Here is a 24,799-nt window from a genome sequence, read left to right as displayed (position 1 = left end):
TTTACCATTTTTTATCACCTGCTGGATACTGCAGGAATAAGTTAGTACTTCACTGTTTATGAGAAAAATAATTTCTTGGTTCACCGGTTTCATCAATTAAATAAATTTCAACATATAATTCTTTGGATTCCACATCATCATATATGATTCTGCCGCCAGTTAAGGCATTCTTTGCAATATCAACACCCAAAGCTCCCATTTTATATGGCTGCTGTGCTACGGTACCCTGCATGAGTCCTGCTTTTATTGCATCAATAGCAGCCTGATCCCCATCAAACCCAATAACCATAATCTGACCGGTTTTTCCGGCTTCCGTAATTGCCTGTGCAGCTCCCAAAGCCATTCTGTCATTCTCACAGAATACAACCGCCAGATCATCACCATATGACTCTAAAATGTGTTTCATAGCTTCATAAGCCTGGGTCGTTTCAGAGTTGGCAGTTATCTCAGCAACGATATCATAGCCGTTTTCGGTCAAAGTTTGCTTAAAGGCATCTCCCCGGCGTCTTGCAAAGGTGGATGTCTCTTCTACCTTTAGAATTGCTGCATTCTTACTGGTTATGTTATGTTTATTTATTAACTCCAAGGCATATTCCCCGGCTAAGGACCCTCCGGCAAAGGAATCCGAAATGATAAACGCTTCCACCTCAGCACCGCTAGTTCCGACATCAACGACGACCACCGGAATCCCCGCCTTTTTTGCTTCCTCTGTAATTATAGGAATGGCAGGTGGATAAAAAGGAGAAATTATTAATACATCAATACCCTGCCTGATTAAATTAATTGCTCCTGTAATCATTTCCACCTCACTGCTTTTTTGGTCATGGGTAATCACTTTCATACCAAGTTCTTCTGCTCTGGCAAGGACTCCCTCCTGCATGCTGTGAAAAAATTGATAAGAATTATTGTATACAGACCAACCAATCGTAATTGGTTTTTCGCCGACAGGCTCTAACGTCTCAATGGATAAATGATTTACTCTGGTAACTGCCATTTTATTTTCTTTTGCCGGACTATCCGGTCTATATAATAGGAATGCGAAGAATACCATGAGCATAATAACGGTTGCTGATTTATAACTTCTATTCATAGTTCATTACAGTTGATTTATTTGGCATCCACCAAATATAACTGTCCCCTAAGTCTGGTTGGTTTAATTTATGCAAGTAATTTTTAATATATTCATATGCCATTTCAAGAACCTTTAAGCTTAAATTGATTACCATCACTAGATTGAAGGTTTTAAAAAACCGTCTGAATCCAAAAATCCTGATTCAGACGGTAACATCAATTTACATGAGTTTATACTTCTTAATATAAGCAGTTTTTGTTTTGTTCATATTATCCCACATATCATCACCGTACTTACTAATCAGTACAGAAATAAATGTTTTTTGTCGGATAATACACTGACACAAAGCCTACTTCCTAATTCATTCTCTTTAAGGTGTCACAGCTACAAAAGGGTCTATGGGCAGACCTTTATACTCTCTCATCAGTTGGAAGTAATTATCGGTTCTAACCACTACAACATCAGAGTTTAGAGTACTGGCTACATTATTAATAATGGTAGGAGTCACATCCCAGGGCTCGCATTGAATTGCCACAAAACGTGGCGCCGATCCATCCCATCCGGCAATGGCATTATTCACTTCCATCTGCAGGGAAGCCTGATTATAACAATAGGTCGCATTCAGTCTCTGAGCCGGCAGACTATTTTTGTATATATCTATCTGTCCTCCTGCATTCATGGCTGTCAGACCTAATAAAGACGGTGCATGATCGGCAAAGCTTTCGCCTACATTAGTATTAATACCGCCTGTTATTGTATTCCATATGGTAATGACCCTAAGCCCTGCACGGCTGCAGTAATCATTTGACATACTGACAAAATTATTAAGAGCGTTCTGGTTAGTCCAGTAATTGGGATAAGTATATCCAATTCCTGACGGACCGCTGATCAGACAGTCATTGGGTGTAGCGGTATTATAATAGTAATTCAGCATAGAAGGTGCCGCATCCAGTACAGCCGGAGATACGGTCCAGCCAATGGGTACACTGCCCCGGTCAGAACTGTCCCAAAGCTGTTTCATCCTATGTTCCATATACTGCAGGTTATCTCCGTCACTCAGGATAAAGGTTAAGTAGATTTTGTTCTTAAGTTCAGGCTTTGCCGGTACCGGTTTGACATTTACTGTCCTGGACATCCCTGCAAATACCGATAAATTTGTGGACCAGTCACTGGCCACTGTAGAAATACCATATTCCGAAGCCAGCATTACACCTGCCTGTTCCTCCGTCCACCAGCCCATATAGGCAGAGCCCGCAGGCATAGAGGACAGGAAACTTCTTAACAGGGTATTTTCACTTGACACATTAGGATCCAGCCAAACTACCGCAGCACCCATGGCAATCGCATAATCCCGGATGGTTCCTTTATGGGCATCGGGATTCAGACCGATTAAAACCCGATGTGTGCAGGAAGCCCAGTAATTGTTATATAGATATTGGTATACGGAAAGCTTACTGTTAAATTGCCCCCGCAGATCCTTGATAATCGGAAGATTATACGGTGCAGAGGTAAGTGCGGCTACTTGGGAAGGTGCGGCTGCTATACCGTTTGAAACTCCTGCAATGGTCGTTGCCAGATTGATGGTATCCGGATACTGGTCATCATATACGACAATACCGCTAATTTCATTTCTATATTTGGTGATCAGGGACATTTTATTTGGGACTTCAGTATACGTAAGATTAAGAGCATTCAGCCAGGTGTACTTGCCTTCCCCATTAATCGTATTATTATCATAGGAATAAATTCGGGGCTGGGTCTTATTTACAAGTCCTTTCAGAGTTGTAAACAGGATGGCATCTTCACTTAGGCCTTTGGAGTTATATGTAATCTTGTCAACTTTGATATAGGCTCGTCCATACCAGTAAACCCTGAATTCCAAAGAATTACCTGCTGCCTGGTTATTAAAGGTAAGACTGAAATCCTGATAAATACTGGCAGTTGTAAACTGTTTCCTGGTAACATCCTGCTCAGCCAGTACAGTACCTGTGGTAGAATCGTATACATCGATATGTACCTGAGCTAAATTATCGGCGGTATTATTATCTATCTTCATTCTATAGACTACCGTACCTTCACCTGCCGGAATACCAGCATCATAAGGTCCATAAATCATATGGCGGTTCGCTTCATCAATACCGCATTGGCACAGCCATCCATCCCCGTCATTATGTCCTGTTCCATGAGATACTTCACTGCCTTCTCCCTCGTAAGACCTGCTGGTGGCGGTGTTGATCAGATCAAGTGTTGCTGCCGGTGCCGGAAGAGACGGAAGAAATTGATTTGTCGGCCAGGTCACCGCTGAACTAGACGGTACTGTATAAGCAAAGAGCGAAATAATTACACTAAACATAAGAATCCAACTGATTTTCTTAAATGGTTTCATTAAAAAACCCTCCTTTTTTCGTTTTAATAATATTATTATTATGCAATACTCACTCGTCATTTGTTGTCATTGCTGATATAATTTCTTATCAATGTTCCTGTACAATCTGTCGAACAACTGCTGCCATGCTCTGGAATAATAAACCCCTTCTTTCTAATATAATTTTTCCATATAGAAAGCAACTATATTAATTAAATTTTTGCCACCCCTCCTTTCGCTCTAATAATAATGAGTGTGAAAGTGTTTTCTTTCACGCCATGATGCTAGGATGTCGCTTTGCCGGTATCCGATCGATTTTTGTATAAGGATTAAGATGCGGCTCCTGAAGTGAAATGGATATCAGTATCGCCTCATTTCCGCACAATTCTAGACAACTTGTCCAAACGACTGCACCTGTATTTAGTCCGTTTCATTCTGCTAACGCTGGATTTATCAAAAGCATTTATATATCACCTGATATTTTATATATACCACCTAATATATTTATGATATTGCATTTCAAATAATTTGTCAATCATTTACATGGAATTTATAGGTAATTTTGTCGTCTTGATTGACTCTGACTTTATATTTTCAGGAAATAGAAAAAACAATCCGATTAATATCATAAGATAAACAGTTCTAATAAAAATAACAAGGTATGTGAAACTGTTTTCCACATACCTTGTCATTTATGATAGAACTGTTACGCTTTCTATTTTACACTATCTCTTTCCACAATTTCCGTCTTAATTCTGATTGTTCTTGTCGATGTATTACTACCAGTAATCTTATCCAGAAGCACTTTCACCGCCAGAATACCCATTTCTTCCACTGGCTGCTTCACCGTTGTCATTTTTAAAGGTATAAACTGAAGTATCTCATTATCTGTAAAACCAATGATAGATAAATCTTCCGGTACGCGTATTCCAAGGGACTGGGCCGCATAATAGACATAGACCGCAATATAATCATCAGCACAAAATACAGCAGTCAGATTTTTGTTATTGATCAGATATTCTTTTAACGTCTCGGTAAGGACTGTAGTATCATTGGTCAGAACACTTTCGTTCCGGATATGTTGATTTCCTTCCATCATACCGGTCACGTAGCCCTGATAGCGTTCCTCACGGCTGGTTACATTGGAGATACTCTTAGAGATAAACCCGATTTTGGTATGACCCTTTTGAATCAGATAGCTTACCGCATCTTTTGCTCCCTGGAAGTTATCATGGCATATGCTGTCAAAGTCAATTTCCTTGTAGACTCTGTCGATTATAACAATAGGGTAATTACGAACCTTATAATTTAATAATTCAATTCCGCAGGTGTTATTATCTCCCGGGAAGAGTATAACCCCCCTGATTTCAGACACCCTTGCAATTTCAGAAAGGATTTGTTCTTCCTTCTCGCTTACTCCGTCCGTATATTTAACTATAACATGATAATTGTGATCCGCTGCCGTCTTCAATATTACTCTTACAATATTACCGCAATATGAATCCAGCTTCGGAATAACAAGTGCTAAATAATTGGTACCGGAAGCTGTTTTGTTCATAACATTATCGGCATCCACCATACTGCGGATCTTATTTAAGTCCACATCAGCCAAAAAGCTGCCCCTTCTGGGAATCCGGTAAATAATATTTTCCTCCGCCAGAGAATTAAGGGCCAGCTTGCTTGTCATCTTACTTACACCGCACTTTTCGGCGATTTCACCTTCGGAAGGCATCAGCTCGTTGGGTTTGATCGGCTTTTCTATAATCATCTTTAATATTTCGTTGCGCACTCTATTGTAAAGCGTATCCGAAACCCTTCCCCTGACTGCCTTTTTTTCAACGGCTTGTCTGCTTATTTCTTTCATCATTTCACCCGCATCTGCTGTATTTATTTGACATAAATTATAACAGATGAATTACAAACAAACAATAATTATGGAAAATATTACAAAATAAAATGTTCGAAAATAATATTATCTGTAGTCTTTTCTGTTTAAGTGCCTGATTTTAAAAACAGAGTTTACATTTCGGACAAGTCTGTCTCTTTACTTTGTAGAAGCAGCTTCTTAAACGGCGCGCGACATTTTAGGGGTGCTTCAATAAATTTATGAAAGTAGGTAGATAGTATGGCAGCAACTCCAGCTTGGCCTGTTTTACAGACAGGCAGTTCAGGAAAAAATGTAAGCGCTTTACAGTCCTTACTGACTTATCAAGGATATTCTCTCACAATAGACGGAAGTTTTGGCTCAGGCACCCAAACCGCAGTAAGCAACTTTCAAAGCAGCAGAGGTCTTACCGCTGACGGCGTAGCAGGGGCAAACACTTTGTCAGCACTCATTGTTACAGTACAAAACGGTTCCAACAACTATGCAGCCAGAGCAGCTCAGTATTTATTGAGTAAATTTGAAAGTATAACTGTGGATGGTATATTTGGTACGGGGTCAACAACCGCTGCGAGGACTTTCCAGCAGAAGATGGGAATTACGGCTGATGGCATCGTCGGTCCCACTACCTGGCAGTTTCTTTTTGGCTACAGTTCGTATCCTTCTACAGGCGGCGGATCCATTTATTGCAGCAATAGTTACCTGACACAGAGTCAAATGACCGTAAATGCCCAATATATCCTTGATTATTTGCGGGGTAAGGGTTGGACCAAAAATGCCGTGTGCGGTATGCTCGGTAATATGCAGACAGAAAGTACCATTAATCCAGGTATATGGCAGGGTCTGCATGAAAATAACTTAAGCGGTGGTTTTGGCTTAGTCCAATGGACACCAGCAACGAATTATATCAATTGGGCCCAGAGCAATAATCTGCCGGTTGCCGATATGGACAGTGAACTAAAACGTATTCTCTATGAAGTAAGTGCAGGTCTACAGTTTTATGCTACCTCTGCATATAATATGACGTTCACACAATTCACTCATTCTACGGAAAGTGCATATTACCTTGCCTGTGTATTTTTGCACAATTATGAACGACCGGCTAATGCTTCTCAGGATCAAACAAGGGGTAATCAGGCGACGAACTGGTATAATACATTAATTTAATAGCAACCGCTTACCAGATACTTGAATCACAAAAAATCGGCCAAGGAAATCACTCCTTGGCCGATTTTTTATATTAAAGCTGAAAAATTACCGTTTAAATTACCAAAATGTACCTGATAGATCTTATTCAGTTTCCCAATACTTCTGACTCGGTAGATAAAACTGCTGTATATCACTATATTTTAGCTGTGCTTCTAAGTGATCACTTCCGGTTGCATGTACCGCTGGCAAACTCAGAACTATACCGTCCGGTTTAAGGAAAAAAGTTACATTATCCGGTATACTAAAAGGGTCTACCGTTTGATATTCCGGTGATTGAAGTTTAAGCATATCCGCAAAAGTATCCTTGTCATAGGAGGTTATTGGATCCGCAGGAAAAAAGGCTTTCTCGAAAAACACCTTTTCAAAATCAGCATTAGTCGTATATAAATCTTTAAGGGTAATTTCTTTCATTGTTTGTAAATCAACATTGAGTGTAATCAGGTTATTTACCGGATATGCACTGCCTTCCATATAACTTGAGCCCCAGAAAATAATGCTGGCTATTTTACTATTTAATAAGGTAACTGCCGACTGGTAATCAATTGTAAGTCCGGACTCACTTGGGAAAAAAGAGGTATCGATTTGTGCAAAGCTCTTTACTTTATCATAAACCAGTGTATTTAATGCTTCAAGATTATGATCAGAGAAACTTGGGTATTGAATTTTTATTGAGCTGTTTTCATTGGGAGCTTTTGTATAAAGATTCATGGTATAGCTGATAGCTATAGAATCCTCACTGTTCGTTTGATTATTAGTGTTTGTATCAGAGGATGTTTGTGATGGTTTTTCACTTGTGTTCTCCGAAGATGGTACATCAGAAGTAGGAACCGGTCCGTCAGGTGTACTGGAATTATCAGGGTTTTGAGAGCAGGCGCTTAGAATGAGCAGAAGCATTGATATGACCAGGATGACCGCTGCTCTTTTTGACAAAGGTATCTGTTTCATGACAGCCTCCTAAGTTGTTTTTTTCCTCCACATTATACCTTAATCACGCGCTTTTTGCAATCATAAATCAACAGATAAAAATCACGAAATCTTCTATTCCCTCAAGGTAAACAAACTTAAGTTAGCTGGCGGTCTACCCTACTATGTAAGTATTTTATTGTTATAATTTTCTAATAATTCTATATATCTTCTGTATTTTCTGTTTCATTTCTTCTTTATTTTTGATTAATTTTCGTTTTAATTCTCATTCTAATTTTTGTTTTATTTTCGATTTTTATTTTTTAACGTTTCTTTTATCGACATTAAGAACTCTTCTGTATACAAACATAATATTTGCAATTAATATGAGCTGTTTTCTAGCGGAATTCAGAAATTATTACAGCGAAACGTTAATTTTTCTGTCATTTTTTTACATATGGCAGGTTTCCTATTTCAACTCCCTGTCAGCTTAATAAACAATTTGTAAAATTGATTACATGAATAAAACAACAAATTATCAAAATCTGCCTTTCACTTTTCCATATGTTTATTTTTTCCATGTATTTGTTTTTTCCATATGTTTACATTTTTTCACTTTCCATCTCTTTATTACTCGAAAGGTGGAATTCAGTATGATAATTGATGATATTATGAAAATTCAAAGCGGCGACAATGAGATGACTTTAAAACTCATAGAGAAATTTAATCCAATCCTGAAAAAATATGCCTATAACCTGCATTATGAAGACGCCTATGATGATCTCCTTGTTGATTTTATCGAACTGCTTTTTCATATAAGCCCTGAAAAGATAAAAAATAAGGATGACGGCTGCATAATTTCTTATCTGACTACTTCCATACATAATAGTTATGTCAAGAAATTGATAAAAATGAAGCAGCTGAGAAATTTTATCATCTATTCGGATTTATCTGAGAAAGAATTATATTACATCGACTCTTTAACGGCGACAAATGACTCTTATCGTAACACAGATTTGGATTTACTAAAAAAAATTCTAACGAATCCAGAATTTCTTATCATAAAGATGATTTTTTATGCAGGCTATTCTGTCTCAGAAACTGCAAATGCCATAGGTATTACCAGACAGGCAGTTAATCAGATGAAAAACAGAGCCTTAAAAAAGATAAAAAAAGTATATGCGGACAAGCACTAGGAGGTTAGTATGGATATTATTGAAGATTGTAAATTTATATTTGCATTTATCGGAGGTATTTTAGGCTGGATTTTTGGTGGGTTTGATCCTCTCATTTATGCGCTGACGGCTTTTGTGACTATTGATTACATTACCGGTATTTTATTAGCAATCCATGATAAAAAGATATCAAGTGAAGTAGGCTATAAGGGCATTGTTAAGAAATTTCTGATTTTTATGATTGTATCCATGGGTAATATCCTTGATACTTATATTCTTGGAACAGGAAGTACTCTTAGAACACTGGTGATCATGTTTTACCTGACAAATGAAGGCTTCAGTATATTAGAAAATGCAGGACAGCTGGGGCTTCCCATTCCGAAAAAGCTTAGAGATGCTATACAGAAACTGAACAACGGCAATGAATTAGATTAATCAAAACACCCTACTATTTACCGGTTGAGCAGAGAAATAATAGGGCATGGGCAGTTCTCACAGGAACATTGCTTTTTATGAGTTAAAATATATTATTACTAGTTATTGATTTGAGATTCAAAAGCCTCAAAAAACTTAATTAATGAATATATATACCGGGTTATTCATTTTACAACCTAAATTAGGCTTTTGACTCTCAAATCATTATTATCACTTTAATAAAAGCGTCTCTGCTATTTCCTGCATCCTGCCTAGTGTATAGTCAAAAAACATCCGATAGCCTTCGCATAAACAGTTCTTCATGCCGTCAGTCTCTGGTACTGTGCGGTACCGGTAACAGCCGCCCCGGCAGACCGGATGGAACCGGCAGTTTTTGCACTCCTCTGTCTGATTCCTGGAGTCTTCAACAAAACGAAGTTTACTGCGTTTCCGGTCGATTTCCTCCATGGTACAGGTATTTAAATTACCCAGTTTAAGATTATCCAGGACATAGAAATCACAGGGGTAAACCTCTCCGTCAGCCTCTATTACATATTGAATCCCGCAGTATCCATTCTGGTCACAGGCTTCCGCAGGCATTCCCATAAGGATGGCAATATAATTTTCAAACGTACGGATATAAGGCTGCCTGCCCTGCTTGAGATCTTCATACCAAAGGTCAAACAACTCCATCATAAACCTTCCGTAATCTTGCTTCGATAAGGAAAATTCTTCACCTGGCTCATTCCCGTTTATTTTAATGCCCTCGGCAAAAGGATCCATACAGGGAATGAATTGAAGATAATTTAATTTATATTTTCGGTAAAACTCATAAATTTTTCCAGTTTTCTTTACCGTTTTATTGTTAACAACTGTTAAAATATTATAATCCACCTGATACTTGTCAAAAATACTTTTGGTGTCCATAATATCAAAAAACGTATCCTCTCCAGAGGCATTTTTCCGGTAAGCGTTATGAATGTCCTTCGTGCCATCCAGGGATAATCCCACTAAGAAATGATTTTCTGCAAAAAATTCAGCCCATTCCTTTCCCAGCCGATAGCCATTGGTCTGGATTGCATTATGGACCGGGATTCCTTTTTTGTTATACTTCTTTTGGAATTCTATAGACTTACGAAAAAAATCAATTCCGATCAGGGTTGGTTCTCCCCCCTGATAAGCTATGGTACAGCCGTCGGCGGAATATTCCAATGCTTTTTTTATAACCTGTTCCAGCGTCTCCTCTGTCATAAATCCATAGGAGGCCTGCTGTCTGTTTTTTGCTTCATCTGCATAGAAACAATATCTGCAGCGCAGGTTGCATAGGCTGGAAGACGGTTTAATTAGTAAGTTTATCATTGGCTTATGTTTCTCCTAATATTTTTTTGGTACAAAACTTGCAGTTTTTTAGGCTGAGGACTTGATAAAATCAGCTTGGGACTTTTTGAAGAAAGCATTGATTATGATATCTTTCATAAGCTTAGTATTCTGAGTCTGAATTCACTAATGATTTTTTCATGTGGTAAAGTAAGATTGAAAACCCACAAACTCCTCGCGATGCTCGTCAAACAGTGTGCGTTTTCAATCTGAACCACATGAAAAAGTCATAAGTGAATTATCATACGCAGAATGAAGCGCTTATGAAAGATATCATAATCATGCTTTCAAATTAGTTTTTACAGCTGATTTTATCAAGTAATTCAGTTTTGGGGAACTGCGGAGGCTCCTTGTATTTATTTATATTTTTATTTATATTTTAACTTGTATATTAATTATACATCGAATTAAGCCGATATCAAGACCTGAGTGGATAAAGCTTTTTTTATGTTGCCGAGGACAACTACACTCATAAATGCCATTCCATTCCTCTTCTGACGATATGATCATGTATCTTCGAGCACACCAAGTAATATAAAATTTAAATCGTTCCTGATTATCCGATTCGCCTAAGAATATTGGTTATAGGTGGTTCCCGCAATATATTAACAGCCTCGTTCAGTCCGGTTTTTGCAGCCCTCATGTGAGCATGAAATGCTTCTTCATTTTCCCATTCCTGGGTTGAATAAAAACACCCTGGGTCACTACTGTCTTCATAAATTTTATAGCCTAATAGTCCGGGTTTTTCTGATGTCGCTATTGTTGTTGTAAATACTTCCCGTACAATCTCTTCTTTTCCTTCTTTTGCATGTATTTCAATAAATAAAGTTACACGATCGGGATAGTTACTGTTATGGTTTTTTGTACTCATATAATTCTCCTTTTTGAACTGCTTTGAGTTTATTTGTCGAATTTTAATAGCAGCTTTTTCATAGCCTGTGTAGTTTCCTTAATAAGTTCCAGATCCTCCTCATCAAGATAATCTAATAATTGGGCAGAGGATTGAATTAACTCTTCTGATGATTTCCTGACAAACTTCTCTCCTTCGTCTGTAAGACGTACTAAAATTACTCTTCTGTCATTTCCGCGGCTTACACGTTCAACATAACCCTGTTTAACTAGTTTATCAATTAAAACGGTTATGTTTGGTTTGGTTACATGGAGGATTTCGCTTAAATCGCTCATCGAAAGATCTTTTCCGCCTGCCAGCGCATTTAAAATTTCAAAATGTGTTCTAACCAGACCGGTTTTATTTAATTGGTCATTAATAAATTTCAGGGTCCTATTATTAAAATCATGAAACGATTTTGTAAATTCCTTAATCATGATCAATTTTTCATCATTCTGCACGTTATGACTCCTTTTAAGAAAGTGTCTGGTTATTATAATTTTATTTGGTTTAGTTAAATATTTAATATTTAAATATTTAACTAAGTTGAATATAAACCTTTCTCTATTAAATGTCAATATAAAAATAATTACTTGGCAAATAAATTCTCTTTTCAAAGCCAGAATCGTACCGAAGATCATGATTTTCAGATGGCTAACCAAAACATAAGGGGCAGCTGCAGTAATAGCCCCCCCTTGTTATAATGCTAAAGCGATATTAAAAATATCTGGAATAGCATAAATAAATATATTCTCCGCCGGCACCGGTGTTTAAGTCTTTTCCTATTTTGTTATAGCCATAGGCAGCCGGTATATCACCGGAATTACCGGAAATTATCTGTATGCTGCGAACCGGTTCATAGGAAGTGTCTCTTGAGTAGCAGATATAGATATATTTTCCCCTGGCTCCGGTATTTAAATCATATTCAATTAAAGTATGATTGGCAGGAGTCTTCGCCCTTGCCTCATTAAGACTGTCTGCAATAATTACATCAACATTAGTAATGGGCTTTTCAACATTAATTACGTCATCCAGTCCTTCCTTATAGCATAAATAGATATATTGACCGCCGGCACCGGCATTTAAATCTTTATTAATCTTAATATATCCGAATTGAGGTGCAATTCCTGCATTCGATGATCCGATTACGTTAAGAGAAGTTATACATTTTTGCGAAATTTTAGAGAAATTATTTTTAGCATAGTCCGCAAACGCATTTTGAAGTTCTTCCTGTCTTATTGGGTTATCACAAAGTATCCAGATTGGAGCAAGGCTGTTACTTGTGAAACCGCAGAATACCGGATTCTCATCTATAGATTCTATCCATTTATCATAATTGCCTGCCGTAGTTATATACTTTCCATATTCAGGCTTTCCGCCATATACGTTAAGTTTTGTAACCGAATGTCTATTAAACTCATTTATTAAAGAGCCATACTGTGCTTCTTCACTTGCGGATATTTTATAAATTGCCCGTTTATAGGACAGTTCTGCTGCAGTTTTAATATTTATTTCTCTTTGAAATTCCACCTGGTTTGTTGCTGAGAAGTACTCACATTTTGCTCCGATAATAATTTCCTTTAAAAAATGTGTGCCATATTTTATGAATAACTCTAACGGCGGTAAGGTGTTAATATCTGATTTTACCTGGTCTTTCAGAAGTTGAATCAGGGAAGCATTACTTGGAGTGTTAAGACTTAATTTCAGTTTTTGAATGCAATCGGAAACTTTAGTGTATTCATGCACTCTGTTTTCTATCTCTGTCTTTTCAAAATCAACACTTAAAGAACCGCTGAAGAAGTTATATTCTCCTTCCAGGGATGTTGATGATCTTAATTTCCTTAAATACCCGGAAATGGTTAAATCATTGCAAGAATCAAAATTACCCTGCAGGATTTCCTGGACATTTACAATCTTCGGCTTAAAATAATCTTTCCTTAAAACAGAAATTTGTTCCTGCTCGCCTAAATTAAATAAGTCCAAAGTTGTACTTTTAGGATCGGCATACAGATCAAAAACTTGATACCCCTTACCCAGGGAATCCAGTCCTGGGACTGGGACCCCCAACGCAGCCGTACAGGAAATGCACTCATTTTTAATAACTTCATTGTTTATCATACCAATTCCTCCTTATGAATTTTAATATGGTTATACTACATATCCAGATGTAACTTAACCATATCCTAATTATATAGAGGATTATTTTCTGCCGATACTACCCGGGCGGGTAGTTTTTTATTTGTTATTTAAACTGCAGGGATTTCATATAATCTTTTAATAGGAGTCTGTTATTTATGGAAAGCTTACAATAAATACTTTTAATTGCCATTTTAACTGTATTGGCTGAAATAAAGAGCTGTTCTCCGATTTCCTTATTGGTTAACCCATCTACCGCAAGACCAGCTATCTCTATTTCCCGTTTAGACAACTTAGAAGTACTTTGGAAAAAGTACTTCTTATTTATCATTATAATTGATTTTTCATAGGTATCATGTAAATTAAAAATCCTTTTCGCTGCCTCACTATAATTGTTCTCTTTACCCAATTCCTTCAATAAGGGTTTTATGTAATCACAATTCTCAACAAAAGGCATATAAAGATTATCCGGAATAGCTAGATCCAGAGCTTTCTTCAACAACATAAGAGCCTGGTCCTGTCTGAATATCTGCCGGTTTGCTGCCGCTACGTAGATATAGGTATGAATATGACCTAATAGATTGGGAAATACAGAAGCTATTTCTAAAAAACTATCCAGGCTGCCGATAAGCTTATAATATTCTCGTTTTATCAGCAGTGTTCTGCCATAAATAATATTGAGCAAGGCGTAATTTGGAAATAACAGGCTGTCACTGCTGTAATCGCCTTTCTCCAGCCATTTTGGAATTCGATGGGGCTGGCTCAATAAAGAATAAATATACCCCTCACATATTTCTACGGTATACAGTAAAAGGTATTCTTTTGCAGCAGTAACCTCCTCATACATTGTCTGCATTAGTTCTTGTACAGTATCAAAATTGCCGTCTGCCAGAGCGATACGCATCATTACAAACAGGGAACATATTATATTAGTTACCTGCTTTTTGGATTTTGCACGACAGAGCGCCTGATGGCTTGTAATTAAAGCATTCTCATATTCTCCCTGATAAAAATGACCTTCTGCTTTCATACAATATTCCCCGCCGCCTCCATTTCCATTTGTCACAATGCTATAATTAGGCAGCACCTCAAACATTAACCCAATCGCATCCCTTAGTGTTCCGCTCTCTCGGTAAAACATATACAAAATGGATGGAGAACCAAAAGTCCATATCCCGCTTCCAGGAAGCAGGTAAGAAGGTTTCTGGTACAAAAGTGCGGCCCTTTTATGGTGAAGGGACATTTTCTGTATATCATTGTATACGGTAAAACTCATGAGCAGTTCATAATCGCATAAAAGGCAGTTTCTGTCCTCTTCTTTTATCCCCTGATCTTTTTTTAAATTTTTCAGAAATTCCTTGCGCGCCTTATGAAAGATCTCCATTTCATGATAGGTAAAAAGCTCAAAAGCCAGGATTAGCATGGCAAAATGACGTTTTTCCCTGATTTCTTCAGGACAATCTAGAAAAAATCTGATGAGTGCATCCTTTTTGTATGTATAATTGATAGATGCATGTCTTTCTGTTTCTAATGTCAGATAAATACTGTCGAAGTCTTTGCATAAATAAAAATAGTGCTGGGCCAGATTATAATCCCCTGTTTTTAAGAACCACTGTCCTGCCCTTTGATATAATTCGTTCTGTAACTTTCTATTTTCCAGTTCTTCCTTTAAAAAATTCATAAAGATGTTATGTATCTGATAGATTTTACTGCCGCTGTCATATGTCACAAAAGCATTTTTTGAGATAACCTCCGACAGCAGGCTTTTGGCATTTTCATTTTCACTGACATAAACGGCCTGCTCAAGGCTGAAACCTTCGAAAATGCACAAAGAAAGCAGTAATTTTTTAACCTCTTCCGAAAAATTCCGGTATACGGCATGTTCAATGAGTCTTTTTGTATCCTTAGAGATATTTAAGGATCCATTTTCACGGTAGTTTACTGCAATTAAGTACAGTGCACTGATCCAGCCTCCGGTTAAGGTGTAAAGCTGCTTTACTTCCACCACCTTTAGAATGATTCCGTAGAGACAGAAATAAGCCTTTATATCCTTTTCGATGAACTCGAAGGCTTCTTTTTTTATATGTAGCAAATACCCTTTTAATTTCAATTCCTCCATTCCCTCAAGTTCGAGGTAGCGTGCAATGAGAATCAGATGCAGATACTGGATTTCACTTTTTATCAGCAATTCTATAAAATAATTTATCTCCGTTCCGGCAACCATATGGTAATCATCAATAACAATCACGGTATCTTTTTGCAGCCTCATTTCTTCAAACAGACTCAGAGCTTCATACCTAAGTGTACTGTCACAGGGCGGACCAAGAGCTGCAAGACTATGGGCTAGATCCTGATCAATTGCCCCAAATTGACGGCAAAAGCTTTTCCAGAAACCGGGCAACCCTCTGTCATAAACCTTTTGCCATAAAATATCTGCATCTACAGTATTTAAGCTCTCCTTCACAAAGGTTGTTTTTCCATACCCCATAGGCGCTTCGACAATAATGATCGGATAGTCTAAAAACCTGTCCTTTACATTTGATAAGCTTTCAGGAAAATAAAAGTTCTTTCCATTGTATTGTTTTTCTTTCGGCACAAATGCCACCCCTTATCACTTATTTTCATTGGTTATACTACTCAGCTTTTCCAATATGAAAGACTTGTAAAAAATTGAATACAATTAAAACCGGGCGAAAATTAACATTTTTCAGCCCGGTTTACTCTCTCATTATATTTTCTATTATATCACAATATTTTACATTTTATACCATATTTTTTACTATTTAGAACAAAATTAGTAATAGCAAAGTAGCTTTTTTGATGTTTAGTACCGTAACTTTATTGAATTAACTTATAAACTCCTGCTTCATACGGACGCAGATTAATATCACAAATTGAATTTATTCTATGATCGGCATAATTGGATACTAATAATTCTTGAGATCGATACGCTCCGCCTTCCGGCCAAATAAACCTTGTTTCATCACCTGAGAAGTTAAGAATCACCAGATATTGCTCCTCTTCCTCTCCTCTTACATAGGCAAAAACTTTTTCATCCTCCTCGGCAAGCAGTTTGAAACCGCCGTATACCCAAACTAAGTTATCTTTACGGAGCTTTATCATATCACGGTAATAATGATAGATGGAGTCTTTATCACTCTCTGCCTGAGCTGTATTAATCTCTTTATAATTCGGATTCACTTTAATCCACGGCTTCCCCTCGGTGAAACCTCCGTGTTCAGAGGCATCCCATTGCATAGGAGTTCTTGCGTTGTCCCGGCTAAATCTGTGAATTCTTTCAAGCATTTCTTCCGGAGAAACTCCATTGCTTACTTCATAATTATAAGTATAGATGGAACTCAAATCGCGGTAATCCTCAATCGATTCAAATGCTGCATTCGTCATGCCAATTTCTTCCCCCTGATAGATATAGGGGGTTCCCCTAAGCGTGAGCAAAAAAGTGGCAAGCATCTTAGCCGATTCTACCCGGTATTCCTTATCATTGCCAAAGCGTGATAAGGCTCTTGGCTGATCATGGTTCATTAAGAACTGTGAATTCCAGCCAACTCCCTCCAGCAGATAATCCTTTTCTGCAAATATCTTTTTAAAGTCAGATAACTTCCAGTCCAGCCTCTTCATATTCCCAGCCACCAAATCGACATCCAGGCATACATGCTCCATCCGGAAAATCATATCCAGCTCATTACGGTCTTCGGAAACCGTATTTACTACCTCTTCACCGACCGTTCCAAAGCATTCTCCAACTGTCATACAATCATATTTATCCAGGACTTCCCGGTTCATCTCCTGTATATATTCGTGAAAACGTGGACCATTTATTATGTAAGCTAACTGCTCTCCGAAATTATCTGCATCCGGCAAACCAGAAGTCTTCGATATCATATTGATGACATCCATTCTGAATCCATCAATACCAAGTTCAAACCACCAGGTCATAATGTCGTAGATACTCTTTCGCACCGTTTCATTTTCCCAGTTCAAATCCGGCTGTTTATCTGCAAACAGATGCAGGTAGTATTCCCCGGTATCCTCATCATATTTCCAGGCCTTCCCGCCAAAGAAGGACCTCCAATTATTCGGCTCCTGACCGTTAAGGGCCGGTTTCCAGATATAATAATCTCTGTAAGGATTATCTTTTGCCTTTTTAGACTCCATAAACCATTCATGTTCATCAGAAGTATGATTGGCCACAAGATCCATGATTAATTTCATGCCCTTATTATGAGTCTCGGTGATTAACTCTTTCATATCGTTTATATCTCCGAACTCGTCCATAATAGCCCGATAATCAGATATGTCATAACCATTATCACAGTTAGGAGATTTATAAACGGGGCATAACCATATAACATCCACGCCAATACTCCTGATATAGTCAAGTTTTGATAAAATCCCTCTTAAATCCCCAATACCATCACCGTTGGAATCCTTAAAACTTCTGGGATAAATCTGATATACAACTGCTTCCTTCCACCATTTTCTTTTAAAATCCGGCTTGACCATAAATACCCTCCCTTGTACCAAATATTTGTAATAAATCATGAATATCATATGATGTCTGGGGCTAAAATATGTTACCTGCCACTATTGAAATGAAGGAACAACCTACTCTAATTTCAATGATGATGAAACGTTGAGTAAATTCCTAATTCTTACTCATACACTACAGCAAGTTTTATTTCTTCCATTTTAACTGCACCCATTTTTTAATACACACACCATCCTCTCTGCAATAGAACGTATCTAGAGAATCTGCATCCCTCCCATACAGCTTCCGTGTGATGAGAGCATTATCACTTGTGTCGGTCTTGAGAGTCTCAACTACGATATACTCGGCATTCTCCTTTGGTGTGATTGATGTTTGTATTTCTCCCGGGGCATATTCCTTTCTGGAGATAACAGTACTGTCTGCATCCATTTGTAAAATCGTTACTTTTTCAGGTGGGAACATGACACTAAAGGAAATCTTCACTGAGAAACTATCTTTTTTGGTATTTCTGTTTTCTGTTGAGGTATAACTGGCATCAAGGATTTGTGAATAGTTCGCTCCCTCACTTTGGACTCCATCCATAGATATTCCGTTGCCTGAAAGCGCATAGACCTGGCCATCTATACTCTGATAAACTGGATTAACATAATACGTGTTGTTCATGCCAGGGGATATATAAACCGTTCCATCCAAGGTAATGGTATTCCCTTGGTCACTGTAGTTCAAGCTTGTATGTCCGTCGCTGATTGCTTCATCTGATCCTGCAGAGACGTAACTTTCGCGTCCTGTGGTAGCGGATATGTTAGCGCTAAAATACGAAATGCCTTTAACCCCAGGGAAAACGTATTCTTCTGTCTCGCTTTTTTCACCTGTTTCCTGGTTAATCAGCGTTTTGGGTCTTAATTCGGCGTTCAGCCTGCCCTGATACTTATCCGTTGAGCCATCAACCTGTATTTCTCCTCCTGAGAAACTCCTGTTACTGTTATTGAGATAACCCTCAAAATCGAATAAATCGAGATAATCCGTCGTTAAAAAGACGCCAATCAATCTATCCTCTGTGGTACTTATACTGTCTTCTTGTGCCAGTTGACATCCGGACAGTGTGCTAAGTATTAAAGCGGCTAGGAAAAATACTGCAATCCTCACTTTATATTTCATCATCGTCATCCTCCAGATTTCCATCGAATTTCAATATATCTCCCACATCACAACCAAGATGCCAGCAAATTTTATTAATTGTATTAAAACGCACGCCCTTCGCCTTTCCGCTGCGGAGAATTGAAAGATTTGCTTCCGTAATTCCTACTAAGGCACACAATTCCTTTGAGGTCATTTTTCGTGCCTTTAATATATCCTCCAAAAATATTCGTATCGCCATCCCAGCTCCTTATATAAACATATCAATATCATCCTTAAGCTGCTTATTTTCCGCAATGAACCGGGAAAACAGCAATACAGCCAGGACAAAGATAATAAAGAGTACCGGGAGCTGCACCGTGCTGTTTATAACCATCAGTTTCCTGGCAAATAAGAGCTGCAGGAGATTAAATACAATATTCGTAAGCACCGTAGCCGCAAGAGCTATCACACACAAACGGGACAGCTTCAGAGCTGCTGTCACGCTGTCATTTGAATAGCGATCAGTCTGAAGTTCGACCAGCAGCCGAATTCCGGCAAATACTACCAAAAGATTAAAAAGATATGGCAGGACATCAACTGCATACTGCAGAACAAGAAACCAAATGCTTACGCTAAGCAGATGTTCGCTACCCCTATTTCCCTCACGAAGCACTGATATGGAATTCAGAAGATTGTTAAGGCTGGCACCGAAAATCATATATACAAAAATCACATTCAGCAGTCTGAGAAGGATAATCATATAGTTCTGAAGCTTTTTTGTACCGCTTATATAGCATAGGCGTAGTACTCTTAATATTAGATATCCGCAGAGCAGTGAATATACAATACCGCCTAACATCGCCTTTGTTATAGCAAATCCTTTCATCTTGCTAAAGAGTGGGTTGATAAGACCTGGGTTAATCATGAGATATAATACTCCAAACAAAACAGCGCTTAAAAGCAAAAGTAGACCATCCTCCAAATGTAGATTTTGTTTTTTAGAAAGCATAAGAAAACCCGCAGCAGGCAACAAACTAACCAGAGTGTAGATTACTATTGCAGCTATATTACCTATACCACCAGGTAAAGAGAGCATCCGCAGTAAGATCCCAAGCTCCTCAAACGGGAATGCCATAACTGCTGAAAACATTCCTGAAAAGGATGCCTGTATAATATTAAGTACGACACAAAACACTGCTTCGATTCCAAGAAAAATCAAAAAAGTCCTGAGTTTCATATTCACCTCCAAGATAGAATTATTGTTATTCGATAATTACTAATCATACAATAACACGTTTAATTATTGTTTGTCAATAATTTCCTGACTTTGCAATTATAGAACAAACCCATAAAAAGCCCCACTGAAATGCATCCTTAGTCAGAATCCAAACGATGCACAATGCATATTCAACAAAAAAAGAACCATTAAAATCAATATAACCAAATGGTCCTTCTCTGTTGTTTAGCCTTCTGACAATTATGTTATTTTAGTCGAAATAAACGTTTTCTTGGTCCATCCGTACTCATAAATGGCTTCCAAAATCTTTGTTACTATCTTAGCTGGATTTCGAATGATTATCATGCTGCTAACACTTATAATCTTGCTGCCTTAAGTTAATTGCTAAAAATTCACCTTTAAAATCCGGTAATCATATGGACTGAGTTTCACTTTTTTCCCAAATTTAATGTTACTACCGTTCATAAGATCTTTACACTCCACCCCTATCAGCTCTTCCGGCAGCTTAATTATTACTTCTTCCTCCTCATTATGGAGCAGAACATAAAGTGTTTCCTTTTTAGTTACCTTTTTATACATAACCGTTTCCGTATCCGAATGCAAAGTTACCCAGCTGAAATTTACTGTTTTAAAACTATCATATGACTTTCTTAAATTAATTAATTTTTGAATTATGCCGGATAACTCTTTGTTCTGCCTGTTTTCCTCCCAGATCATACATTGCCGGTTACTATGATTTCCTCCTTCCATACCAATTTCGCTTCCATAATAAACACATGGTGTTCCTGGATAGGTAAACAGAAAAATATAGGTCAATATTACAGCTTTACTATTTCCCCCTGCCACATTCAGTATTCGTTCCGTGTCATGACTGTCCAGAAGGTTAAAAAGATTATTGGTTACATGTTTTGGATAATCTGAAATCACTTTTCCCACAGCAAGTTTAAATTCCCGTGCATGATACTTGACACCGTTCCTTCCATCCTTGCGGAAGAAATTCCAGACAGGGGTCGTAAATTCATAATTCATCACTCCGTCAAATTGATCACCCTGTAGCCAAGGATAGGAATTATCCCAATTTTCTCCCAGAATATAAACATCTGGATTTACTGCTTTCACTCTTTTGCGGAATTCCCGCCAGAAGTCATGAGATATCTCATTGGATACATCCAGCCTCCAGCCATCGATATGGTACTGTTCTATCCAATAAACAGCTGCTTTAAGCAGGTGTTCCCGCACGATAGGATTTCCGGTATTCCATTTCGGCATAGACTGTGTATATGCAAAGGTACGGTAATTTAAGTACTCTTTGGGACAATCCTCCGGCATCCCATTCTCCAGTTTTCCATATAGAATCGGTTTATCTGCATCCAATATGTAAAAGCAGTCGTAATACCGGGAATTCACTCCATTTTTTAACACATCCTGCCAGAAAGGATGAAAGAATCCACAGTGATTAAAAACTGCATCCAGCATTACTTTAATTCCCCTGTTGTGTGCTTCTTCTACCAGGCGGCCAAAGATTTCATTATCGCCGAATTCTTCATCCACACTAAAATAATCTGTTGTATCATACTTATGGGAACTAGGTGAAGTAAAAATAGGATTCAGGTAAATACCGTTAAAACCACATTCTTTGATATAATCAAGCTTCTCTATAATCCCGGTTAGGTTCCCTCCAAATTTTTTACTATATCCATCCAGTTCATCACTTCCCCATGGCAGGACATCCCTCCCATCTTCTGGTGAACCATTACAGAACCTTTCTGGAAAAATCTGATACCATATGGTGTCAGAAACCCAGTCAGGTGCTAGATAAAGGTCTTCCTCATTTATGTATGGATAGTTGAAATAATTATTCAGATTATATAGTATACCTTCCCCCTCAGTATAAGGAATCCTGTCATGGCTGCCAATGATATATTTTTCACTGTCATTTTCAACAATGAAACAATATTTCGTGCGTTTCCATTTAATATCCGGAATTTCTGCAAACCAACAGTCATAGAAGTCCGTTTCCTGATCTTTTAGCATATTGACATGGATGACAGAATTTTTGTCAAAGTCATAAACCGGCGTATCATCCCCACGGGGTATCCAGTTAAAAGGGTCTACTGCCATTAATTCTACTTTTTTTACCTCATCTCTGGCTGTTTTCAGCCGGATATGCAGAGTGCTTTCGTTATATGCATAAGATAATGCACTTTTTGGTTCATGTATGATTGCTGAAAAATTCATTCCGTCTCTCCTTACTCACTGGCAACCAGTGCCTCAAAATCGTCCTGGGCTTTCTTTGCCCCTTCCTGTGGTGTCAGCTTTCCATCAAACACAGCACTTAGTACACTCTGCATAATCGTCCAGTAATAAGAAATACGCTTAGTACTGGGCATGGGTACGGATTTTGTGAATTCTTCCGAGAATACTTTTAATTCCTGGTCATCTTTTAAGCCTTCAATGCCGGTTATATCTTTATTAGCAGTAATTTTATAAGCTTTACTGTACAAAAGGGAAGCTGCCTCATCAGAAGATAGAAATACTGCAAGAAGTTCCGCTGCTTTCGGGTACTTTGTATAGGCAGATACATAAGCATTTTGTACCGCGCTGAAAGATCTCATGGGTTTACCATCATAGGTAGGAAGTTGTGTCACCCCAAAATCAATGTTTTCTTCTTTGAGGGATTTAACCAGCCAGGGTCCGATTGGATAGTATGCTGTCTTTCCCTCTTTAAATTTTTGTTCTAACAGCGACATAGTTTCTATTTTAAGATCATCTGCTTTAATTGGTATTATTTCTTTTAAGGATGCAATTGCTTCCAATCCTTTTTCAAATTCCGGTGTATTAAAGCCGGGATTATCCCCATCTGTTCCATCCGCACCAAATAACTGAAACCCGTAAATACTTAAGAATGGATATGCCGGATAACCATCAGTAGGAACTGTTAGGTACCAAAACTTATTTTCAGCTGCATTATTATAAGACCTTGCTTCTTCTTTGATTTGTTCAAAAGTAGTTGCCGGTTCTCCTTTTACCAATGTTTTATTATAAAGCAGGGCATAGGTTTCAATTGATACAGGAACCCCGTATATTTTTCCGCTTTCAGTTACTGTCTTTACTGCGGTCTCATTGATTTTTTCCGAAACGGTTCTTGCACTATCTGCACTCAGTTCAGCTAGAATTCCGGCATCCTTTGCTGTTAAAAAGGAATCATGGGCAGCCATAAAGACATCTGCGCCATTTCCCGAGGGTCCGTCTAACATCATTTTATTAACTGTATCCAATCCATTTTCCTGCACCTCAACCTTAACTCCATATTTTTGTTCGAATAAATCGGCGACTGCTTTTCCATACTCCAAGTAGCCTGACAAGGTCCAGAAATTAAGTTTAGCACCGTCTTCCGGTGTTAAATCTTCCGATTCCACCGGACGTGTCTCATTTCCCGTTACTTCAGAGGTTTGAGAAGCCTCTCCCTCTGACTTTTGAGATCCTGCTTCTTCTACCGTATTCTCCTCCTGCTCAAAAGGTATTTCTTTTTTAGCACAGCCGGAAAAAGCACTGCAAATCAATGTAATAATTAGTAATATACTTAGAATTTTTTTCATCTTCTTAACCTCTTTCTTATTTTTTCTACAATCTTATCTGATAATTTTTCTATTCTAACCTTTTACCTTTCACCTTCTGGTTTGGTTTCCTTATCCTTTATCTGCCCCAGATGAAATTCCCTGAACCAGATATTTCTGGAAAATAATAAACATTACCGTTATTGGCACCGCTATCAGTACGGCACCACAGGCAAATATTGTAAAGTTAGTGCTTTCCTTCCCATTAATAAGGGCAAATAATCCAACGGCCAGGGTTCTAGTCTTGTCACCGGATAAAAGAATATTCGGCAGGATATAATCCATCCAAGGCAGCATAAATTGAGATACCCCACAGTAAGTGATGATTGGTTTTGACATGGGAAGCGTAATATACCAAAAAGTCTCAAACCTTTTACAGCCATCCATATAAGCAGCCTCATCAATGGCAAGGGGTATCCCGTCCAGATAACCTTTTACGAGCCAGGTATTATAGGGAATCGCTCCGGCAGAGTAAACGATAATCAAAGTGACAGGCTTACCAATCAGACCTAATGTAAGAAACAAGGTATAAATTGCAGTCATGGATAAAAAGGTTGGAAACATGGATAAAATCATAATCGCCATCAGACTGTATTTTTTACCTCTAAATTGGAACCTGGACATAATCCAGGCTGTAACCATGATCAGGGTCACGGATAATATCATATTTGCAAGGGCAACCTTTAAGGTATTAAGAAACCATATCCCATAACTGGTTTCGGTAAAGAGACGTTTATAGTTAGCAATTGTAAGCCCGGCAACTCTTATGTTTTCTGAGGGACCGCTTCCTTTTTGAAAAGATGATAATAAGATCCAGAAAACCGGTACTAGTACTATACATGACATCAAGACCAGTTCCGTATGGATTAATACAGATACAATTTTTTTCTTCAT

At 38.0% G+C, this 24,799-nt stretch carries 19 protein-coding genes; 3 read left to right on the top strand and 16 right to left on the bottom strand.

The annotated features are described in order from the left end of the window. Window positions 1-49 precede the first annotated feature (49 nt). The 3 genes from QA584_RS07930 to QA584_RS07920 all read right to left on the bottom strand — a co-directional run bounded on the left by QA584_RS07930 (window position 50) and on the right by QA584_RS07920 (window position 5,304). Window positions 50-1,090 (bottom strand): substrate-binding domain-containing protein, encoded by a 1,041-nt coding sequence (locus QA584_RS07930; protein ID WP_278273975.1) that lies wholly within the window; start codon window positions 1,088-1,090, stop codon window positions 50-52. A 352-nt stretch (window positions 1,091-1,442) separates the two neighbouring features. Further along, the gene (locus tag QA584_RS07925) at window positions 1,443-3,458 is read right to left on the bottom strand and encodes a GxGYxYP domain-containing protein (protein WP_278273974.1); all 2,016 of its coding nucleotides are present in this window, start codon (window positions 3,456-3,458) and stop codon (window positions 1,443-1,445) included. A gap of 694 nt (window positions 3,459-4,152) precedes the next feature. Further along, entirely contained in the window at window positions 4,153-5,304 is a 1,152-nt protein-coding gene (locus QA584_RS07920) for a GntR family transcriptional regulator (RefSeq protein ID WP_278273973.1), read from the bottom strand. 258 nt (window positions 5,305-5,562) lie between these two features. On the opposite strand from QA584_RS07920, the gene QA584_RS07915 reads away from it, so the two are divergent. Further along, window positions 5,563-6,486 (top strand): phage tail tip lysozyme, encoded by a 924-nt coding sequence (locus QA584_RS07915; protein ID WP_278273972.1) that lies wholly within the window; start codon window positions 5,563-5,565, stop codon window positions 6,484-6,486. A gap of 123 nt (window positions 6,487-6,609) precedes the next feature. On the opposite strand, the gene QA584_RS07910 is transcribed toward QA584_RS07915, so the two are convergent. Further along, complete coding sequence (locus QA584_RS07910) at window positions 6,610-7,473, bottom strand: hypothetical protein (protein ID WP_278273971.1); 864 nt, start codon at window positions 7,471-7,473, stop codon at window positions 6,610-6,612. Between the two features lie 611 nt (window positions 7,474-8,084). On the opposite strand from QA584_RS07910, the gene QA584_RS07905 reads away from it, so the two are divergent. Further along, window positions 8,085-8,627, top strand: a complete 543-nt coding sequence (locus QA584_RS07905; protein WP_278273970.1) for a sigma-70 family RNA polymerase sigma factor — start codon at window positions 8,085-8,087, stop codon at window positions 8,625-8,627. Window positions 8,628-8,636: 9 nt separating this feature from the next. Further along, entirely contained in the window at window positions 8,637-9,041 is a 405-nt protein-coding gene (locus QA584_RS07900; RefSeq protein ID WP_278273969.1) for a phage holin family protein, read from the top strand. 210 nt (window positions 9,042-9,251) lie between these two features. Here QA584_RS07900 and QA584_RS07895 read toward each other — a convergent pair whose 3' ends face one another. The 12 genes from QA584_RS07895 to QA584_RS07840 all read right to left on the bottom strand — a co-directional run bounded on the left by QA584_RS07895 (window position 9,252) and on the right by QA584_RS07840 (window position 24,799). Continuing rightward, on the bottom strand, window positions 9,252-10,379 hold the full coding sequence (locus tag QA584_RS07895) for an anaerobic sulfatase maturase (RefSeq protein ID WP_278273968.1): 1,128 nt from the start codon (window positions 10,377-10,379) through the stop codon (window positions 9,252-9,254). A 574-nt stretch (window positions 10,380-10,953) separates the two neighbouring features. Beyond that, window positions 10,954-11,268, bottom strand: a complete 315-nt coding sequence (locus QA584_RS07890; protein WP_278273967.1) for a putative quinol monooxygenase — start codon at window positions 11,266-11,268, stop codon at window positions 10,954-10,956. 29 nt (window positions 11,269-11,297) lie between these two features. Continuing rightward, the gene (locus tag QA584_RS07885; RefSeq protein WP_278273966.1) at window positions 11,298-11,747 is read right to left on the bottom strand and encodes a MarR family winged helix-turn-helix transcriptional regulator; all 450 of its coding nucleotides are present in this window, start codon (window positions 11,745-11,747) and stop codon (window positions 11,298-11,300) included. Window positions 11,748-12,003: 256 nt separating this feature from the next. After that, complete coding sequence (locus QA584_RS07880) at window positions 12,004-13,404, bottom strand: MAC/perforin domain-containing protein (RefSeq protein WP_278273965.1); 1,401 nt, start codon at window positions 13,402-13,404, stop codon at window positions 12,004-12,006. 124 nt (window positions 13,405-13,528) lie between these two features. Continuing rightward, window positions 13,529-16,018: a LuxR C-terminal-related transcriptional regulator gene (locus tag QA584_RS07875; protein WP_278273964.1), complete on the bottom strand. Its 2,490-nt coding sequence runs from the start codon at window positions 16,016-16,018 to the stop codon at window positions 13,529-13,531. Between the two features lie 242 nt (window positions 16,019-16,260). Then, a complete protein-coding gene (locus QA584_RS07870) occupies window positions 16,261-17,946 on the bottom strand; it encodes a glycoside hydrolase family 13 protein (RefSeq protein WP_278273963.1) in 1,686 nt (561 codons plus the stop codon). Between the two features lie 172 nt (window positions 17,947-18,118). Then, window positions 18,119-19,093 carry a hypothetical protein gene (locus QA584_RS07865; protein ID WP_278273962.1) on the bottom strand — a complete coding sequence of 325 codons (975 nt, stop codon included), beginning with the start codon at window positions 19,091-19,093 and terminating at the stop codon, window positions 18,119-18,121. Next, window positions 19,080-19,310, bottom strand: a complete 231-nt coding sequence (locus QA584_RS07860) for a helix-turn-helix domain-containing protein (RefSeq protein WP_278273961.1) — start codon at window positions 19,308-19,310, stop codon at window positions 19,080-19,082. Before QA584_RS07860 ends, QA584_RS07865 begins: the two co-directional genes overlap by 14 nt. A gap of 9 nt (window positions 19,311-19,319) precedes the next feature. Beyond that, window positions 19,320-20,288, bottom strand: coding sequence for a hypothetical protein (locus QA584_RS07855; protein ID WP_278273960.1), 969 nt, complete (start codon window positions 20,286-20,288; stop codon window positions 19,320-19,322). 384 nt (window positions 20,289-20,672) lie between these two features. Continuing rightward, on the bottom strand, window positions 20,673-22,526 hold the full coding sequence (locus QA584_RS07850; RefSeq protein WP_278273959.1) for a glycoside hydrolase family 13 protein: 1,854 nt from the start codon (window positions 22,524-22,526) through the stop codon (window positions 20,673-20,675). An 11-nt stretch (window positions 22,527-22,537) separates the two neighbouring features. Next, a complete protein-coding gene (locus QA584_RS07845; RefSeq protein ID WP_278273958.1) occupies window positions 22,538-23,887 on the bottom strand; it encodes a sugar ABC transporter substrate-binding protein in 1,350 nt (449 codons plus the stop codon). 90 nt (window positions 23,888-23,977) lie between these two features. Beyond that, window positions 23,978-24,799 carry a sugar ABC transporter permease gene (locus QA584_RS07840; RefSeq protein WP_278273957.1) on the bottom strand — a complete coding sequence of 274 codons (822 nt, stop codon included), beginning with the start codon at window positions 24,797-24,799 and terminating at the stop codon, window positions 23,978-23,980.

This window comes from Anaerocolumna sp. AGMB13025, assembly GCF_029689925.1.
GTDB lineage: Bacteria > Bacillota > Clostridia > Lachnospirales > Lachnospiraceae > Anaerocolumna.
The sequence above is the reverse complement of the archived record's forward strand: the minus strand, read 5'-3'. Positions and strand labels throughout refer to the sequence as shown.